Here is a 16,044-nt window from a genome sequence, read left to right on the forward strand (position 1 = left end):
GAAGACCGAAGCGGATACTTTACAGTATGATCGCTTCGGTCTTCGCTTTTATCTTCGAACTACATTCGTAATTCGCAATTCGTAATTTGAAATTCCCGTTAATATTGGTCGTCGAGTGCAAATATCGGCTTCCTGTTCATCCAGCGGCCGCGGGTGAAATCAGGGATATATTGTACGCTGCCGCCTTCAGCAACGGATTGTTCGCTGAGAGGAGTGATCGCGTACCAGGTAGCCATATCGTAAACGTCGAGGGCGTATGGAGCGCCGCGCTTGATGCTTTCGATGAAGGAGTTTAATACGTACCAGTCCATACCACCGTGACCTGCGCCTTTGGCGTCGTTGGCGTAGCGTTTCCAGAGCGGGTGGTCGTATTTACCGAAGTAGGTGTTCGGATCTTCGAACTTACCGGTAGATTCCCACTGGTCATGCGGACTTTTCTTTTCTACATATATGGAATCCTGATCATCCATCCAGAGGCCGTTTGTACCCTGTACGCGGAAGTTCAGGGAGTAGGGACGGGGGGAGTTGGTATCATGCGATAACATGATAGTTTCTCCGTTGTTGGTTTTGATCAGGGAAGAAACGATGTCACCCAGTTTGAATTCTACTTTCGCATTAGGATGGCTTTCGCTGCTGTTATCCACAATATATTTATGCAGACCACGGGATTTGGTAGCCACGGAAGTGATGGACAGCAGGCGGTTTCCGCGGTTCATGTTGATAACGTTGCCGATAGGTCCCAGGCCGTGTGAAGGATACAGGTCGCCATTGCGGTGAACGGAGTGGTTGGTTCTCCATTTGGCTTCGGATAAGGCGTTTTCGCCGAATTCTACACCACCGCCGTAATATTGCTTGCCGTTGTTGAATTTAACGCCGCGCAGATCGTGCTGGTAGCCGCCCTGCAGGTGAATGATTTCACCGAACAATCCCTGGCGGGCCATATTCAGTACTGCCATTACATCTCTGCGGTAGCACACGTTTTCCATACCAAATACAGGTACGCCGGTAGCTTCGCTGGTGTTCACCAGTTCCCAGCACTCCTGGATGTCGGATGCGCCACAAACCTCTACAGCAGGGGTTTTTCCGGCTTTCATGGCAGCAACGGCCATGATGGAATGCCATTCCCATGGTGTAGCGATAATCACCGCATCAATATCATCACGCTTCAGCATATTGCGGAAATCTTCCGGACCATTGGTATATTCAGCTACTTTTCTTTTGCCGCCGTATACCTTGGTTATCATGTCTCTTGCCTTTGGCACCGTGTAAGCTGTATCAGGATCTGCAAAAGCGATGACGTCCACATCTTCCCGATGCAGGCAGAGGCTCAGGTGGCCCAGGCCGCGTGCTCCCACGCCGATCAGGCCTACTCTTACCTTAGGCTTTTTTTCATTGGCAAACAGTTTGGCAGAGGAACCCAGCATAGAAAGACCGATCCCCGCGGCTGCCGTGTTTTTGAGAAAACTTCTGCGATGTAGTGGTTGTTTATTCATTGTTCAGTTGTTTAATCGCGTATTAAGATACGTTATGAAGGGTTTAAATTTATAAAAAATGACGGGTGAAAACCAATATATACGCCTGTTTTCTTACATTTTTATGATAAACGGCAAAGAATTGGAAGACAATATGTTGACGGAAAGTGAAGATTCAATTATGAAATGATAATCCCCGATTACCCCTGATAGCCGGAGATGGTTATCTTCGCCGGAAGACTTATTATTCCAGTGAAATGAAAAGAACACATCTGCTCCTCGCCGGTTTGCTCTGCGGCAATATGGCGTTCGCACAATCAATAAAGCCTTACGGCGCATTGCCGTCAAAAGCCCAGGTGGCCTGGAATGACATGGAGTATTACATGTTCATTCACTTCGGCCCGAACACTTTTACCAACAAGGAATGGGGCCATGGCGACGAAGATCCGAAAGTATTTAATCCAACCCGCCTCGACGCACGGCAATGGGCGCGCACCGCGAAGCTGGCCGGTATGAAAGGTATTGTGATCACTGCCAAGCATCACGATGGTTTTTGCCTGTGGCCGAGCAAATACAGCACCCACACGGTACGGGAGAGTGCATGGAAGAACGGTAAAGGCGATGTGCTGGCCGAACTCTCTTCCGCCTGTAAGGAATACGGCCTGAAATTCGGCGTGTACCTCTCGCCCTGGGACCGCAACCATCCTGAGTATGGCACGCCTACCTATAACCAGGTGTTTGCCAATACGCTGAATGAAGTATTATCCAACTACGGCCCTGTATTTGAACAGTGGTTCGATGGCGCCAACGGCGGCAATGTAAAGCAGCCGTACGACTGGAACCTGTTTCATAGTGTCGTGTATAAAAATCAGCCCAACGCCGTGATCTTCAGTGACGTTGGCCCCGGCTGCCGCTGGGTGGGCAATGAAAACGGTATTGCCGGCACCACCAACTGGAGCACACTGAACGTTACAGGCTTCGCGCCGGGTGAAGCAGGCCCGCCTGCCAAATCCCTCAACGAAGGAAATGAAGACGGCGAGAAATGGATTCCGGCAGAGTGCGACGTCTCTATCCGGCCAGGATGGTTCTACAGTCCGGATACCGATGATAAGGTGAAAACAGTGAACCAGCTGCTGGACATCTACTACGGCTCCGTGGGCCGCAACGGGAACCTCATTCTCAATGTGCCCATCGACCGCGACGGCGTTATCCATCCCAATGATTCCACCCGCCTGATGGAACTGCGTAAAGTGCTGGATGCTTCTTTCAAAAATAATCTTGCTAAAAACGCCGTAATAACGGCAACGGATACACGTACCGGTAACGCTGCTGTGAAAGTGAAGCATCTCAACGACGGCGCCAATGCTACTTACTGGGCAACTACCGATAAGGCAACGAAAGCTGCCATCACGCTGTCCTTTAAAAAGCCGGTGACCTTCAACCGCCTCGTACTGCAGGAATACATCGCGCTGGGACAACGCGTGAAGGCATTTACCGTAGAGATACTCGAAAACGGAAGGAAGAAGGAGATTGCCAGCGAAACAACCATAGGACATAAGCGTATCCTGCGTTTGCCGGACTACACCACCACCGAGGTATATATTAATATAACCGATGCAAAAGCTGCTCCGGTCATCAGCGAAGTGCAGCTGTTTGAAGCACCGGGCGTACTGGCTACGCCGGTAATCAGCAGAGACAGGAACGGAGCTGTTACCATCCGGTCTGCCTCCGATGACCAGGTAGTGCACGTAACCCTTGATGGCAGTGAACCAACTGCTGCTTCTCCGGTTTATCTGCAACCACAGGAATCCTCAGATAATATGGTGACTGTTATCCGTGGTGCGAAAGACGGAAAAATTATCCGAGACATTAACCTGCCGAAAGGTGGCACCGTGAAAGCAAAAGCATTCCTGCATAAAACCAATACCGCAGGTCCGACTGTGGTGGCAGACTTTGATGTAGCGCCGGCGAAGTGGACCGTGGTAAGCGCTCCGGCTGCAGCCAGGGATCATGCAGCGGAGAAAGCGATTGACGGAAATCCGGATTCATTCTATATTACCGATAAGAACAGCAGCGCTGCCTATCCGCATGAGCTGGTGGCAGACCTCGGCGAAGAGCTGACACTACGCGGCTTTACCTATCTGCCTGTGGCAGGCGCCGGCGGCGTAATCTACGGATATGCCCTTTACGTCAGCACAGATGGTAAGAACTGGGGAAAGGCCGCCGCTTCCGGCAGCTTCGGAAATATTAAAAATAATCCAATACTGCAGAAAGTGACATTCTCTCCGGTGAAGGCCAGGTATATCCGTTTTGTGGCTACCGCGCCGGCATACGAAAAAGATAACAAGGCAGGAATTGCCGAGCTGGGTATCATCACCAGATAGTAAGAAATTATCTAACGTATAAAGCGGCTGTGTCCCGAAATGTTGGGCGCAGCCGCCTTTTTGTTAACGGTTTGAAAAAAAATGACATCCCCCAAAAAAAATTCGATTAATTAAAAAGATATTGTTATAACTTTGCGGATATTCTAAACTAAAGACAATATTTATAACAATTTAACGCTGAACTGAAGTTGGAAAAAACCGCAACTCATACCAACATCTCTGCATATCATCCCGCTTTATACAAAGGGGTATATTCTGTTGGGTTCAATGTCTTTAGATTCCTTTCCCGACGACCCAGGATTTGATAGCGCCTTGTCATACAACCGCTATCGCACCGTGATTCCCCAATCCTCCGGTGACAGTTTCCGTATGGAAAAATTCAATGTAGTTTATTGATTCACGATTTCAATTTAAAAAGTTGGAAAATCATCATATCATCGTTAGGGTAGCCACTCCTGACGATATACACTATTCAAATACCATCACTGATGAGATGGAATCGTCTGCAAAGGCTCGTGGAACCGGTATTGCCAAACGTTCCCCGGCCTATGTGGAGCTGAAGATGCAGGAAGGAAAAGCGGTAATTGCCGTTACGGATAAAGGCGAATGGGTTGGCTTTTGCTACATTGAGGCATGGGGCCACGATAAATTTGTTGCCAACTCTGGTCTGATCGTTAACCCGGCATTCAGAGGACACGGCGTTGCTAAATCGATTAAGAAGAAGATATTCGAATTGTCGAGGGAGAAATATCCCGACTCAAAAATATTTGGTCTGACCACCGGCCTCGCTGTTATGAAAATTAACTCCGAACTGGGATATGAACCTGTGACCTATTCTGAACTGACAGACGATGAAGAATTTTGGAAGGGCTGCAGAAGCTGCGTGAACTTTGATATTCTTACCTCCAAACAACGGAAAAACTGCCTTTGTACTGCCATGCTCTACGATCCTGTAGAGAAGCTGAAGGAAGCAGAAGCCAAAGCTGCTGCAGACAAAGCCAGACAGGAAGAAGAACTGGCGGAGATCGCCAACCAGCTGTCTGTATCTGCTACCGGTAACATCCAGCACGAAAGGAAACGCCGCAGATTTAAAGGAAATATAAAACTCTATGAGCGCTGGCTGCGATTTAAAAGATTTGTTTTGCTGAATAACAGCAAAAAGGAAGGCGGCGCCACCGGGCAGAAAAAGAAATTTTTCTTCCTGTTCTGATCTTACATAATGTTTCTGGAAATATAAAAAACGATGTCATAAAATGAAAAAAGTAGTACTGGGATTCAGCGGAGGACTTGATACTTCCTACTGCGTTAAATATCTGACCGAAGAAAAAGGCTATGAAGTACATTCGGTGATTGTAAACACAGGTGGTTTTTCTGAAGAAGAACTGCAGGAAATTGAGAAACGCGCTTATAACCTGGGCGTTAAAAGTCACAAGACAGTTAATGCAATACGTTCTTATTATGACGGCGTTATCAAATATCTCATCTTCGGTAACGTACTGAAGAATAATACCTACCCGCTGAGCGTAAGCGCAGAGCGTATGAGCCAGGCGCTGGCCATCGCTGAATATGTGAAGGAAACAGGCGCTGACGCAGTAGCACACGGCAGCACCGGCGCAGGTAACGACCAGGTGCGTTTCGATATGGTTTTCCATATTATGATCCCCGGTGTGGAAATCATCACCCCGATCCGTGATATGAAACTGAGCCGTGAAGAAGAAATTTCCTACCTGCAGTCAAAAGGTGTGGAAATAAACTTCGAGAAAGCGATGTACTCCATCAACAAAGGACTGTGGGGCACTTCCGTAGGTGGTAAGGAAACACTGACTTCCAATGGCATGCTTCCTGAAGCAGCATGGCCTACCCAGCTCACCAGGCAGGGGGAGGAGCAGGTGAAACTGACGTTTGAAAAAGGTGAACTGATAGGGGTGAATGACAATAAATTCAGTCATCCTACAGAAGCCATCCAGTATTTACAGACCATCGCCGGCGCTTATGCTATCGGCCGCGATATTCACGTAGGCGATACCATCATCGGCATCAAAGGCCGTGTAGGCTTCGAAGCAGCCGCTCCGATGGTTATTCTGAAAGCGCATCATGCATTGGAAAAACATGTGCTCACCAAATGGCAGCTGAGCTGGAAAGAGCAGCTGGCGCAGTTCTACGGCAACTGGATGCATGAAGGCCAGATCATGGACCCTGTTATGCGCGACATTGAAGCCTTCCTGCAGCATACCCAGGAAAATGTTTCCGGAGAAGTATTTGTTACCCTGATGCCTTACCGTTTCCAGGTAACAGGTATTCAATCCCCTTACGACCTGATGAGCAGCAAATTCGGCAAATACGGCGAAATGAACAGTGGCTGGTCAGGAGAAGATGTAAGAGGCTTCAGCAAAATTTTCGGTAACCAGACAATGATCTGGCACCAGGTAAAAAATTCTATCTAAACAAATCAGCATACGCAATGGCAGATGTTAAAAGGATAAAGGCAGGAATCGTGGGCGGGGCCGGCTATACCGGCGGAGAGATGATACGGCTGCTGCTGAATCATCCCGATGTAACAATTTCGTTTGTGCATAGCCGTAGTAACGCGGGTAACCCGTTACATGCCGTACATGCCGATCTGTTGGGAGAAACAGACCTGTTGTTTACCGGCGAACTGAGTAACGATATAGATGTCATGTTCCTCTGCCTGGGACACGGCGAATCCAGGAAATTCCTGGAAGCCTCCGAGGTAGCGTCACATGTAAAGGTGATAGACCTGAGTCAGGATTTTCGTTTAGGCGAAACCGTTAAGGACAGGACTTTTGTGTATGGCCTGCCTGAAATGCAGCGGGAACTGATCCGGGAAGCCAGGAACATTGCCAACCCCGGCTGCTTTGCTACCGCTATTCAGTTAGGGCTCCTGCCACTGGCGAAAGCCGGCCTGCTGCAGGAAGTGCATACTACCGGCATCACCGGATCTACCGGCGCCGGTCAGAGTCTGCAGGCTACCTCTCATTTTACCTGGAGAGCCAGCAACATATCTACCTATAAAGTGCTGAACCACCAGCACCTGAAGGAAATCCGACGAAGCCTGCAGCTGCTGCAGCCGGGCTTTTCAGCGCCTGTGAACTTCGTTCCGGTACGCGGAGATTTCCCCAGAGGCATATGGGTAACTTCCTATCTGCAGAGCGATTTGTCGCTGGAAGCTGCTGTACAGCTGTATAAAGATTACTACGCCGGTCATCCCTTCACACATGTGAGCGACAGGCAGATAGACCTCAAACAGGTGGTCAACACCAATAAGGTGCTGATTCAACTGGAGAAAGCAGGTGATAAACTGATTATTCACAGTATTGAGGATAACCTGCTGAAAGGCGCATCCGGACAGGCCGTACAGAATATGAACCTCCTGTGCGGACTGGAGGAAACAGCCGGACTCAGACTGAAGTCTATCGTATTCTAACTGTTCTTATCATTTTTAATTTACGCTGACAACATGAAACTTTTTGACGTTTATCCCGTAAACGACATCATTATAGATAAAGCTGCCGGTTCTACCGTATGGGACGAAAAAGGCACGGAATACCTGGATCTCTACGGCGGTCATGCCGTGATCTCTATTGGTCATACCCATCCGCATTATGTAAAGCGTTTAACTGACCAGCTGCATAAGATCGGATTCTATTCCAACTCCGTAAAGATGCCTTTGCAGGAGGAGCTGGCTGCCTTGCTGGGCAAGGTTTCCGGCAAGGAAGACTATCAGCTGTTCCTGTGCAACTCCGGTGCGGAAGCCAATGAAAATGCATTGAAGCTCGCTTCTTTCTACAACGGAAGAAAAAAGATTATCGCTTTCCGCAAGGCTTTTCATGGCAGAACATCTCTCGCAGTAGCAGCTACCGACAATCCGAAAATTGTAGCGCCGGTAAATGAAACAGACAACGTAGTATTTCTTCCCTGGAACGATGAAGCCGCGCTGGAAGCTGCATTCAAACAATACGAAGTGTCTGCTGTTATCATTGAAGGCATACAGGGCGTAGGTGGTATCAACGTGGCGCCGGAGTCTTTCCTGCAGAAAATCAGGAGCCTCTGCGATGCGCATAATGCCGTATTCATCGCTGACTCCGTGCAGTGTGGCTATGGCCGCAGCGGTAAATTCTTCTCCCATGATTTTGCAGGTGTAAATGCTGACATATACACCATGGCAAAAGGTATGGGTAATGGTTTCCCGATCGGTGGTATCATCATCGCACCAAAGTTCCAGGCCGTATATGGTATGTTGGGCACCACTTTCGGCGGTAACCATCTCGCCTGCGTAGCAGCCCTTTCTGTACTGGAAGTGATTCAAAGCGAAAACCTTATCAGCAACGCCGCCACCATCGGGGCCTATCTCATGGAAGAACTGCGTAAATTCAGCCAGGTGAAAGAGGTAAGAGGCCGTGGCCTGATGATCGGTATCGAAATGCCGGAAGAACTGGCGGAGGTAAGGAAGAATCTGCTGGCAAAACATCGCATCTTCACCGGTGAAGCAAAACCAAACGTTATTCGCCTACTGCCTTCCCTGGCGCTGACAAAAGCAGATGCAGACAGGTTTTTGGAGGCTTTTGGAAAAGAAGTAAAATAAAAATAATTACGAATTACGAATTGCGAATTACGAATGAGGAGCGAATGAAGAAGCGTCTTCGCACAGTATTCGTAATTCGCAATTCGTAATTCGTAATTCAAAACGATCAAAATGAAGCAATTTATTTCAACAGACGATGTGCCTAGTGTCCCGCGGTTGGTGGACATTGCATTAAACTACAAGAAAGATCCGTTCAGGGATAATACGTTGGGACAGCACAAAACCGTGGGTATGATATTTCTGAATCCCAGTTTACGTACACGCCTGAGTACACAGGTGGCAGCGAAGAACCTGGGTATGGAGGCTGTAGTATTTAACATCGACAAGGAAGGATGGCAGCTGGAAATGAATGATGGCGTAGTGATGAATGGCAATACCAGCGAACATGTGAAGGAAGCTGCCGCGGTAATGGGACAGTACTTCGATATACTGGCCATCCGTACGTTTCCGGGGTTGAAAAATAAAGAAGAAGATTATACAGAGAAATATATTAACCAGTTCATTAAGTACGCCGGAGTTCCGGTGGTGAGCCTGGAAAGCGCTACCCTGCATCCTTTGCAGAGCCTCACAGATGTTATCACCATTAAGGAAAACTGGCAGCAGCCGCGCAAGCCGAAGGTGGTGATGACCTGGGCGCCGCATGTAAGAGCACTCCCGCAGGCTGTTCCCAACTCCTTCGCACAATGGATGAATGCCTGGGGAGAAGCAGATTTTGTCATTACACATCCGGAAGGTTATGAGCTGGATGAGAAATTTTCCGGCAACGCACGTATAGAATACGATCAGGATAAAGCACTGGAAGGTGCTGACTTCGTATACGTAAAAAACTGGTCCTCCTACCGCGATTACGGAAAAATCCTTAATACTGACAGCAGCTGGATGGTGACCAACGAAAAACTGAAGCATACCAATGCTGCCAAAATAATGCACTGTCTGCCTGTAAGAAGAAATGTCGTGATAGCAGATGAAGTACTTGACGGGCCGCAGTCCATCGTAATACAGGAAGCAGGCAACCGTGTATGGGCAGCACAGGCAGTATTGAGCGAAATCTTGAAAGGATAATTATGATAGATCTTTTTATCATCAAAGTAGGCGGAAACGTTATCGATAATCCGGAATTGCTGCAGACATTTTTAGATAAATTCGCAGCCATTCCCGGTAAGAAGATACTGATACACGGCGGCGGTAAAATTGCTACCCGTATTGGTGATCAGCTGGGTATCAAATCGAATTATGTAGATGGCCGCCGTATTACGGATGCGGCCACGATTGATCTGGTAACCATGGTCTACGGCGGCCTGGTAAATAAACAGCTGGTAGCGCAACTGCAGGCCAGAAGCTGTAATGCTATCGGCCTGACCGGCGCGGATGCCAACATTATTCCGGCAGAGAAACGCCCGGTAAAGGAAATTGATTACGGTTTTGTGGGAGATGTACAGCCGGACATGCTGCAGACCGGCCCGCTGAAAGCATTGCTGGAAGCTGGTGTAACACCGGTGTTTGCGCCGCTTACACACGATGGCAACGGACAGATGCTGAACACCAATGCAGATACCATTGCCTCCTCCCTGGCTATTGCATTATCCGACCGCTACCAGGTACGACTGATCTACTGCTTCGAAAAGAAAGGCGTACTCAGCGATCCCAATGATGATAATGCCGTTATTAATCTGATTAATAAAGAAATTTACCAGCAACTGCTGGAAAATAAAGTGTTGTCCGACGGTATTCTGCCTAAACTGCAGAATGCGTTCGGAGCTATCGGTAATGGGGTGAAAGAAGTGCTGATAGGCCATGCAGACGATGTATTGAGTAATACCACCGGCACCGTAGCAGGCACCTTAATATGCTAGCTATGTGGAACGAGAAACTATATGATGTGGCCGTAGCGCTGTTGAAACAGCTGATAGCCACGCCATCGCTCAGCCGCGAAGAAGACGGCACTGCGCAGGTAATCGGTGATTTCCTGACTGCGATGGACATCCCGCATGAACGCCACCTTAACAATATATGGGTGCTCAACAAACACTACAATCCCGCGAAACGCAATATCCTGCTCAATTCCCACCATGATACCGTAAAGCCTAATCCGCAATACACCCGTGATCCGTTTAGTCCGGATGTAGAAGACGGAAAGCTGTTCGGCCTTGGCAGCAACGATGCCGGCGGCTGTCTGGTCAGCCTGATCGCTACCTTCCTGCATTTTTATCACCGTACGGACCTGTCTTACAACATCATTCTGAGTGCTACTGCAGAAGAAGAAATCAGCGGAGTGAACGGCGTGGAAAGCATCCTGTCCCGCCTGCCGCAGATTGATTTTGCCATTGTGGGAGAGCCTACGCAGACGCAGCTGGCCATTGCCGAAAAAGGACTGATGGTGCTGGATTGTACCAGCACAGGGAAAGCAGGCCATGCCGCCAGAGAAGAAGGTGAAAATGCGCTGTATAAGGCATTGCCTGACCTCACCTGGTTCCGGGACTACCGTTTCCCTAAAGTATCGGAAACATTAGGTCCGGTGAAGATGAGTGTCACAGTTATCAATACTTCCAACAAAGCGCACAACGTAGTACCGGCAGACTGCACCTTTGTGGTGGATGTACGGGCTACAGACCAGTATACGCTGGAAGAGCTGCTGGAAACCATCAGCACCCATGTGGGCTGCGAGGTGAAGCCCCGCTCGATGCGCATGCGCCCGTCATTTATCCCGATGGAGCATCCTTTTGTACAGGCCGGACTGGCAGCAGGTAAAACCACTTACGGTTCACCTACCACCTCCGATCAGGCGCTGATTCCGGCCACGTCCGTGAAGATGGGGCCCGGCGATTCTGCCCGCTCTCATACTGCAGATGAATATATTTTCCTGGAAGAAATCAGGAATGGCATAGACAGTTATATCCGGTTACTTGAAATGATTCAGTAAGATGAACTTCTCACCCGTCATAGAAAACAAACGTGTACGATTAGAGCCGTTGCAGGAAGACCACCTGGAAGTGCTGCTGCCGCTGGCGCTGGAGCCGTCCCTGTGGACGGTTGGGGCTAATCATATTGCCAGCCGGGAAGACCTGGAAAAGTATATCCGTGCGGCCATCGCCGAGCGTAATGCAGGAACAGCCATCCCCTTTGTGATCTATGATAGGCAGGTACAACAGATTGCCGGCAGCACCCGCTATGCCGGGCTAACGTTGCCGCATAAACGAACAGAGATAGGTTACACCTGGATCAACCCGGAGCTGCAAGGTTCCGGTCTGAATAAGGCCATGAAGTATGCCATGCTGCAATACGCCTTTGAGGTCATGGACCTGAACCGGGTGGAGTTTAAGACAGACGAACTCAATATGCAGTCACGCAATGCTATTCTGAGCATAGGTTGTACACAGGAAGGCATTTTGCGTCGTCATATGATTACCAGCCAGGGAAGAGTGCGGAATACCGTATACTTCAGCATGCTGAAAGAAGAATGGCCGGAAGTGAAGCAGCGGATATTCGGTAAATATGATTTTTAATTTCGCAGCGTGCAGCTGCCCTGCGGAAAAACTATATTATTATGAAACTGTGGCAAAAAGATAAGGCATCGCTGGATGCGGTAGAAAAGTTCACCGTTGGAAAAGACCGTGAAATGGACGCATTCCTCGCGCCTTTCGACGTGCTCGGCTCTATGGCGCATATCACCATGCTGCAAAGTATTGGTCTTCTGGAAGCAGCCGAACTGAAGGTATTAAAGCAGGAGCTGAAAAATATCTATCAGGAGATCCAGGCCGGTGATTTTGTGCTGGAAGATGGTGTGGAAGATATCCACTCTCAGGTAGAACTGTTGCTCACCCGCCGTCTTGGTGAAGTAGGCAAGAAAATTCACAGTGGCCGTTCCCGTAACGATCAGGTGCTGGTGGATCTGAAACTGTTCCTGCGTCACGAATTGCAGGAAATGGTATTTGCAGTAAAAGCGTTATTCGACCTGCTGCAACAGAAAAGTGAAGCCTATAAAAATCACCTGATCCCCGGTTATACACATCTGCAGATAGCCATGCCCTCCTCTTTCGGGTTATGGTTTGGCGCTTACGCAGAGAGCCTGGTAGACGACCTCACCGTATTACAGGGCGCTTATCACGTGGTTAATAAAAACCCGCTTGGCTCTGCCGCAGGATACGGATCTTCGTTCCCCCTTGACCGTGAGCTGACCACCCGTTTACTCGGATTTGATACCCTGAACTATAACGTGGTATACGCACAGATGGGGCGTGGTAAAACAGAAAAGATTGTATCCTTTGCCCTGGCCGGCATCGCTGCCACCATCGCTAAAATGGCCATGGACGCCTGTTTGTTCATGAACCAGAACTTCGGCTTCATCAGCTTCCCTGATGAACTGACAACCGGTTCCAGCATCATGCCGCACAAAAAGAATCCGGATGTATGGGAACTGATCCGTTCTCACGGGAACAAGCTGCAGGCATTACCCAATGAAATCGCCATGATGATCACCAACCTGCCATCCGGCTACCACCGCGATCTGCAGCTGTTGAAAGAAAATCTTTTCCCTGCTTTCAGTACGTTGAAAGACTGCATCAATATGAGCCGCCTCATGCTGGAAAACATCCGCATCAGAGAGAATATCCTCGATGATGAAAAATATCAGTACCTGTTCAGCGTAGAGGTTGTAAACAACCTGGTACTCCAGGGCACCCCGTTCCGGGAAGCCTACAAACAGGTAGGTATGGACATTGAAAACGGCACTTTCTCCCCATCCAGAACCGTCGCGCATACCCACGCCGGCAGCATCGGTAACCTCTGCACCGCACAGATAGCAGACCAGATGGAGCGTGTTATAAAGGGGTTCCCGTTTGAAAAAGTAGAGAAGGCTGTGGAGGAACTACTTTTGAGTTAAACAATTACGAATTACGAATTGCGAATTACGAATGTAGAAGCGAAGAGCTAAACGGAGATTAAAGGAAGATATTTTTTAGTTATCACCTTTAATCTCCGTTTAGCTCTTCGCTTCTACATTCGTAATTCGCAATTCGTAATTCGTAATTTAACTTAAAACCCAATATTAACTCCCACAAAGAAATTAAACCCTGCCATAGGATAATAGTAATTACTATATCCTACTTTGTTGTTCTCCGTATCGAAGTAGCTCCAGGTGGAGCCGCTGGGTTCATATTTTTTATTGAAGATGTTGTTGAGCATGAGTTGCAGGCTCAGATCGCGGAATAACGGTTGCGGTACAACGTAGTTGAAGCGCAGGTTACTGACGAAATAGGGGTCGAGGCTGGCAATGGCATTGGAGGTATTGTCCAGGTACTGGCGGCTTACATATCTGCCCAGCAGGTCTGCTGTAAAGCCTTTGAAGGGCCTGGCAGTGAGCGTGTATCCACCCACGAAAGAAGGAGAGAAGGAGATATCGGTTTTACTGAAGTGCTGTGTGTGGGCTTTTTTCTCCTCATCGTAGGTGACAGCGTTGTAGTCCAGTACCTTGTTCTGGCTGAGGGCAGCGTTGGCCGCGATGGTGAAGATACTGCCCAGCTTTACGTTACCGCTGACTTCAACCCCTGTACGGTAGCTTTTGGGAATATTGGTGCGTACGTAGGCGCCAACATCGGTGAGCATACCGGTTTGTACAAGCTGGTTTTTATAGTACATGTAGTATATGTTGGCCTGAATGGCTGCGATGCTGTTGCTCCAGTTGTAGCCGGCTTCAATATCCCGCAGTTCTTCCGGTTTGGGAGCTGACACGCCGTAGTTGGACTCGAAGTCTACGCGGTTAGGTTCCTTATGCGCCACTGCAACGGAGGCAAACACACGGCTGGCGGCGTTAAGCGCGTAGGAGATACCTGCTTTCGGATTGAAGAAGTTATAGGTTACATGTGGTTTGTATGCGGGCGCCGCTTCAAATCCGTTCATGTTATAGGTGATGTTGCGGTATTGCATATCTGCGAAGAGGTGCAGGTTTTCCGTGATTTTGAATTCTCCTTTCCAGTAGATATTGAAATCATTTTTATCTGCGGGATAGCGATAGTATTCATAGTCTTTGTCGATGCCTGCTTTAGCCCAGATGATTTTGCCGTAGTGATCGCCGGTATATCTGTTCCATCCGCCACCGAGGCTCCAGTTCAGCTTTTCACCGGTACGGTTAACAGAGAAGACGCCGCCGTAGAAATAGTTGCTCAGCCACAGCTGATTTACCAGATCGGTGGTATCTATGCGGGCGCCTTTATAATCGTAGGCTTCCAGCCCGTACGCGGACAGCGCCTGATTGGCTTTGTACAGTTCAAAATAGCCGCGGCCGCGGGTCATATGCAGGGCTACGGTGAAGTTGAGCTGTTTGTTGATTTCCTGGTTCAGGAACAGCTGGTAGTGATCCTGCTGGTAGTTATCTGTTTCATTGTCGTAGGGAGTACCTGGTTTTTGGGTACCGGCGGAGTTATAGGTCCTGTTGGTTTTCAGCTTGTCTTCCGGTACGCCGTTCCATGCCTGGTATGTTTTTTCCTTGCCGGAGAAGACATTCAGGCGGATAGCTGTTTTGTGTGAGATGTATGCAGCGGATGTATAGAAAGAGCGGAGGTCGGAGGTGGCGCGGTCAATATATCCGTCGGAAGATATTTTGGACAGGCGCGCATCGATGGTGAAGTGATTGTTGATCAGTCCGGAGCCCGCTTTCACCGTATGTTTCCAGCTGTTGAAGGAGCCGTAGCTATTGCTGATTTCACCATATGCCTGTTCCCGGAATTCGTTGGTGCTGAGGTTGAGTGTGGCGCCGAATGCACCTGCTCCGTTGGTAGAGGTGCCCACGCCGCGCTGCAGTTCAATGCTGTTCACAGAAGAAGCAAAATCGGGCATATTGACAAAGAAGGTCCCCTGCGATTCAGCATCGTTCACGGGAATACCGTTTACGGTCACATTGATACGGGTGAGGTCGGAGCCGCGCACGCGCATGCCGGTGTAACCGATGCCCATACCGGCATCCGAGCTGGTAACTACGCCGGGCTGCTGATTCAGCAACATCGGAAGATCCTGTCCCAGGTTTTCTTTCCTGATTTCTGCGGCAGTAATGGTGCTGTTGACAAATGGTGAGTTCTTTCCCGCCCGCAGACTGCTGATCTCTACCGGTTTTACAAACAGGCCGGTTTCTTCCAGCGCAATATCTGTTACAGGTGTTTTGCCATCCGCCTGTATAGTGGCAGAGAAGGTCTTAAAGCCAATGAAGCTGGCATGTAAGGTATAGGCGCCCTTTTTAGGGAGCTGGATGGTGTATTGTCCCTGCTTGTTGGTGAGTGCACCCGTCTGGTTGACGGAGATAGTAACGCCTTCCAGCGGTTGTCCGCTGCTTTTGCTGGTAACCCTGCCGGTAACCAGCGATTGTGCCTGTGCGATGCCTGCCATACAGAGCAGCATCAACAACATGAATTGTTTCATCTTAAATATGTCTGTTTTCTGTTTTCTACTTCCTAACCAGCATTACCTGGTCCAGGTTCCGTGGGTGTGATCTCAGCCTGAAAGTAAGGCACCCCATGAGGATCCACGCTGCGCGCGATCTGTAGCACAAAGGTATAATATTATTTCCCGGTAGGTAAAATTTTGTTTAATTTCCATG

12 protein-coding genes are annotated in these 16,044 nt (G+C 49.0%); 10 read left to right on the top strand and 2 right to left on the bottom strand.

Annotation, left to right across the window (positions count from 1 at the left end):
* Positions 1–98: 98 nt before the first annotated feature.
* Positions 99–1,493: a Gfo/Idh/MocA family protein gene (locus GWG06_RS05820; RefSeq protein WP_127042128.1), complete on the bottom strand. Its 1,395-nt coding sequence runs from the start codon at positions 1,491–1,493 to the stop codon at positions 99–101.
* A 236-nt stretch (positions 1,494–1,729) separates the two neighbouring features.
* On the opposite strand from GWG06_RS05820, the gene GWG06_RS05825 reads away from it, so the two are divergent.
* From GWG06_RS05825 to argH, 10 genes are all read left to right on the top strand, one after another.
* Entirely contained in the window at positions 1,730–3,856 is a 2,127-nt protein-coding gene (locus GWG06_RS05825; RefSeq protein ID WP_160711922.1) for an alpha-L-fucosidase, read from the top strand.
* 418 nt (positions 3,857–4,274) lie between these two features.
* Positions 4,275–5,066, top strand: a complete 792-nt coding sequence (locus GWG06_RS05830) for a GNAT family N-acetyltransferase (RefSeq protein WP_127042132.1) — start codon at positions 4,275–4,277, stop codon at positions 5,064–5,066.
* A 43-nt stretch (positions 5,067–5,109) separates the two neighbouring features.
* Complete coding sequence (gene argG, locus GWG06_RS05835; RefSeq protein ID WP_127042134.1) at positions 5,110–6,300, top strand: argininosuccinate synthase; 1,191 nt, start codon at positions 5,110–5,112, stop codon at positions 6,298–6,300.
* 17 nt (positions 6,301–6,317) lie between these two features.
* Positions 6,318–7,301, top strand: a complete 984-nt coding sequence (gene argC / locus GWG06_RS05840; protein ID WP_160711924.1) for an N-acetyl-gamma-glutamyl-phosphate reductase — start codon at positions 6,318–6,320, stop codon at positions 7,299–7,301.
* Between the two features lie 33 nt (positions 7,302–7,334).
* Entirely contained in the window at positions 7,335–8,459 is a 1,125-nt protein-coding gene (locus GWG06_RS05845) for an aspartate aminotransferase family protein (protein ID WP_160711926.1), read from the top strand.
* Between the two features lie 111 nt (positions 8,460–8,570).
* Positions 8,571–9,521: an N-acetylornithine carbamoyltransferase gene (locus tag GWG06_RS05850; protein ID WP_160711928.1), complete on the top strand. Its 951-nt coding sequence runs from the start codon at positions 8,571–8,573 to the stop codon at positions 9,519–9,521.
* Positions 9,522–9,523: 2 nt separating this feature from the next.
* A complete protein-coding gene (gene argB / locus GWG06_RS05855; RefSeq protein WP_127042142.1) occupies positions 9,524–10,312 on the top strand; it encodes an acetylglutamate kinase in 789 nt (262 codons plus the stop codon).
* A 2-nt stretch (positions 10,313–10,314) separates the two neighbouring features.
* Positions 10,315–11,379 carry a M20 family metallo-hydrolase gene (locus GWG06_RS05860; protein ID WP_160711930.1) on the top strand — a complete coding sequence of 355 codons (1,065 nt, stop codon included), beginning with the start codon at positions 10,315–10,317 and terminating at the stop codon, positions 11,377–11,379.
* A gap of 1 nt (position 11,380) precedes the next feature.
* Positions 11,381–11,962 (top strand): GNAT family N-acetyltransferase, encoded by a 582-nt coding sequence (locus tag GWG06_RS05865; protein WP_127042146.1) that lies wholly within the window; start codon positions 11,381–11,383, stop codon positions 11,960–11,962.
* A 41-nt stretch (positions 11,963–12,003) separates the two neighbouring features.
* Complete coding sequence (argH, locus tag GWG06_RS05870; RefSeq protein WP_160711932.1) at positions 12,004–13,338, top strand: argininosuccinate lyase; 1,335 nt, start codon at positions 12,004–12,006, stop codon at positions 13,336–13,338.
* Between the two features lie 152 nt (positions 13,339–13,490).
* On the opposite strand, the gene GWG06_RS05875 is transcribed toward argH, so the two are convergent.
* Complete coding sequence (locus tag GWG06_RS05875; RefSeq protein WP_160711934.1) at positions 13,491–15,866, bottom strand: TonB-dependent receptor; 2,376 nt, start codon at positions 15,864–15,866, stop codon at positions 13,491–13,493.
* Positions 15,867–16,044: the final 178 nt, after the last annotated feature.

This window comes from Chitinophaga solisilvae (assembly GCF_009928525.1).
Lineage (GTDB): Bacteria > Bacteroidota > Bacteroidia > Chitinophagales > Chitinophagaceae > Chitinophaga > Chitinophaga solisilvae.

What these genes read in the sequence shown, in the direction of transcription:
- GWG06_RS05825 (WP_160711922.1), top strand. Translation starts at nt 1,730, where the DNA reads ATGAAAAGAACACATCTGCTCCTCGCCGGTTTGCTCTGCGGCAATATG.
- argC (WP_160711924.1), top strand. Translation starts at nt 6,318, where the DNA reads ATGGCAGATGTTAAAAGGATAAAGGCAGGAATCGTGGGCGGGGCCGGC.
- GWG06_RS05845 (WP_160711926.1), top strand. Translation starts at nt 7,335, where the DNA reads ATGAAACTTTTTGACGTTTATCCCGTAAACGACATCATTATAGATAAA.
- argG (WP_127042134.1), top strand. Translation starts at nt 5,110, where the DNA reads ATGAAAAAAGTAGTACTGGGATTCAGCGGAGGACTTGATACTTCCTAC.
- GWG06_RS05865 (WP_127042146.1), top strand. Translation starts at nt 11,381, where the DNA reads ATGAACTTCTCACCCGTCATAGAAAACAAACGTGTACGATTAGAGCCG.
- argH (WP_160711932.1), top strand. Translation starts at nt 12,004, where the DNA reads ATGAAACTGTGGCAAAAAGATAAGGCATCGCTGGATGCGGTAGAAAAG.
- GWG06_RS05875 (WP_160711934.1), bottom strand. Translation starts at nt 15,866, where the DNA reads ATGAAACAATTCATGTTGTTGATGCTGCTCTGTATGGCAGGCATCGCA.
- argB (WP_127042142.1), top strand. Translation starts at nt 9,524, where the DNA reads ATGATAGATCTTTTTATCATCAAAGTAGGCGGAAACGTTATCGATAAT.
- GWG06_RS05850 (WP_160711928.1), top strand. Translation starts at nt 8,571, where the DNA reads ATGAAGCAATTTATTTCAACAGACGATGTGCCTAGTGTCCCGCGGTTG.
- GWG06_RS05820 (WP_127042128.1), bottom strand. Translation starts at nt 1,493, where the DNA reads ATGAATAAACAACCACTACATCGCAGAAGTTTTCTCAAAAACACGGCA.
- GWG06_RS05860 (WP_160711930.1), top strand. Translation starts at nt 10,315, where the DNA reads ATGTGGAACGAGAAACTATATGATGTGGCCGTAGCGCTGTTGAAACAG.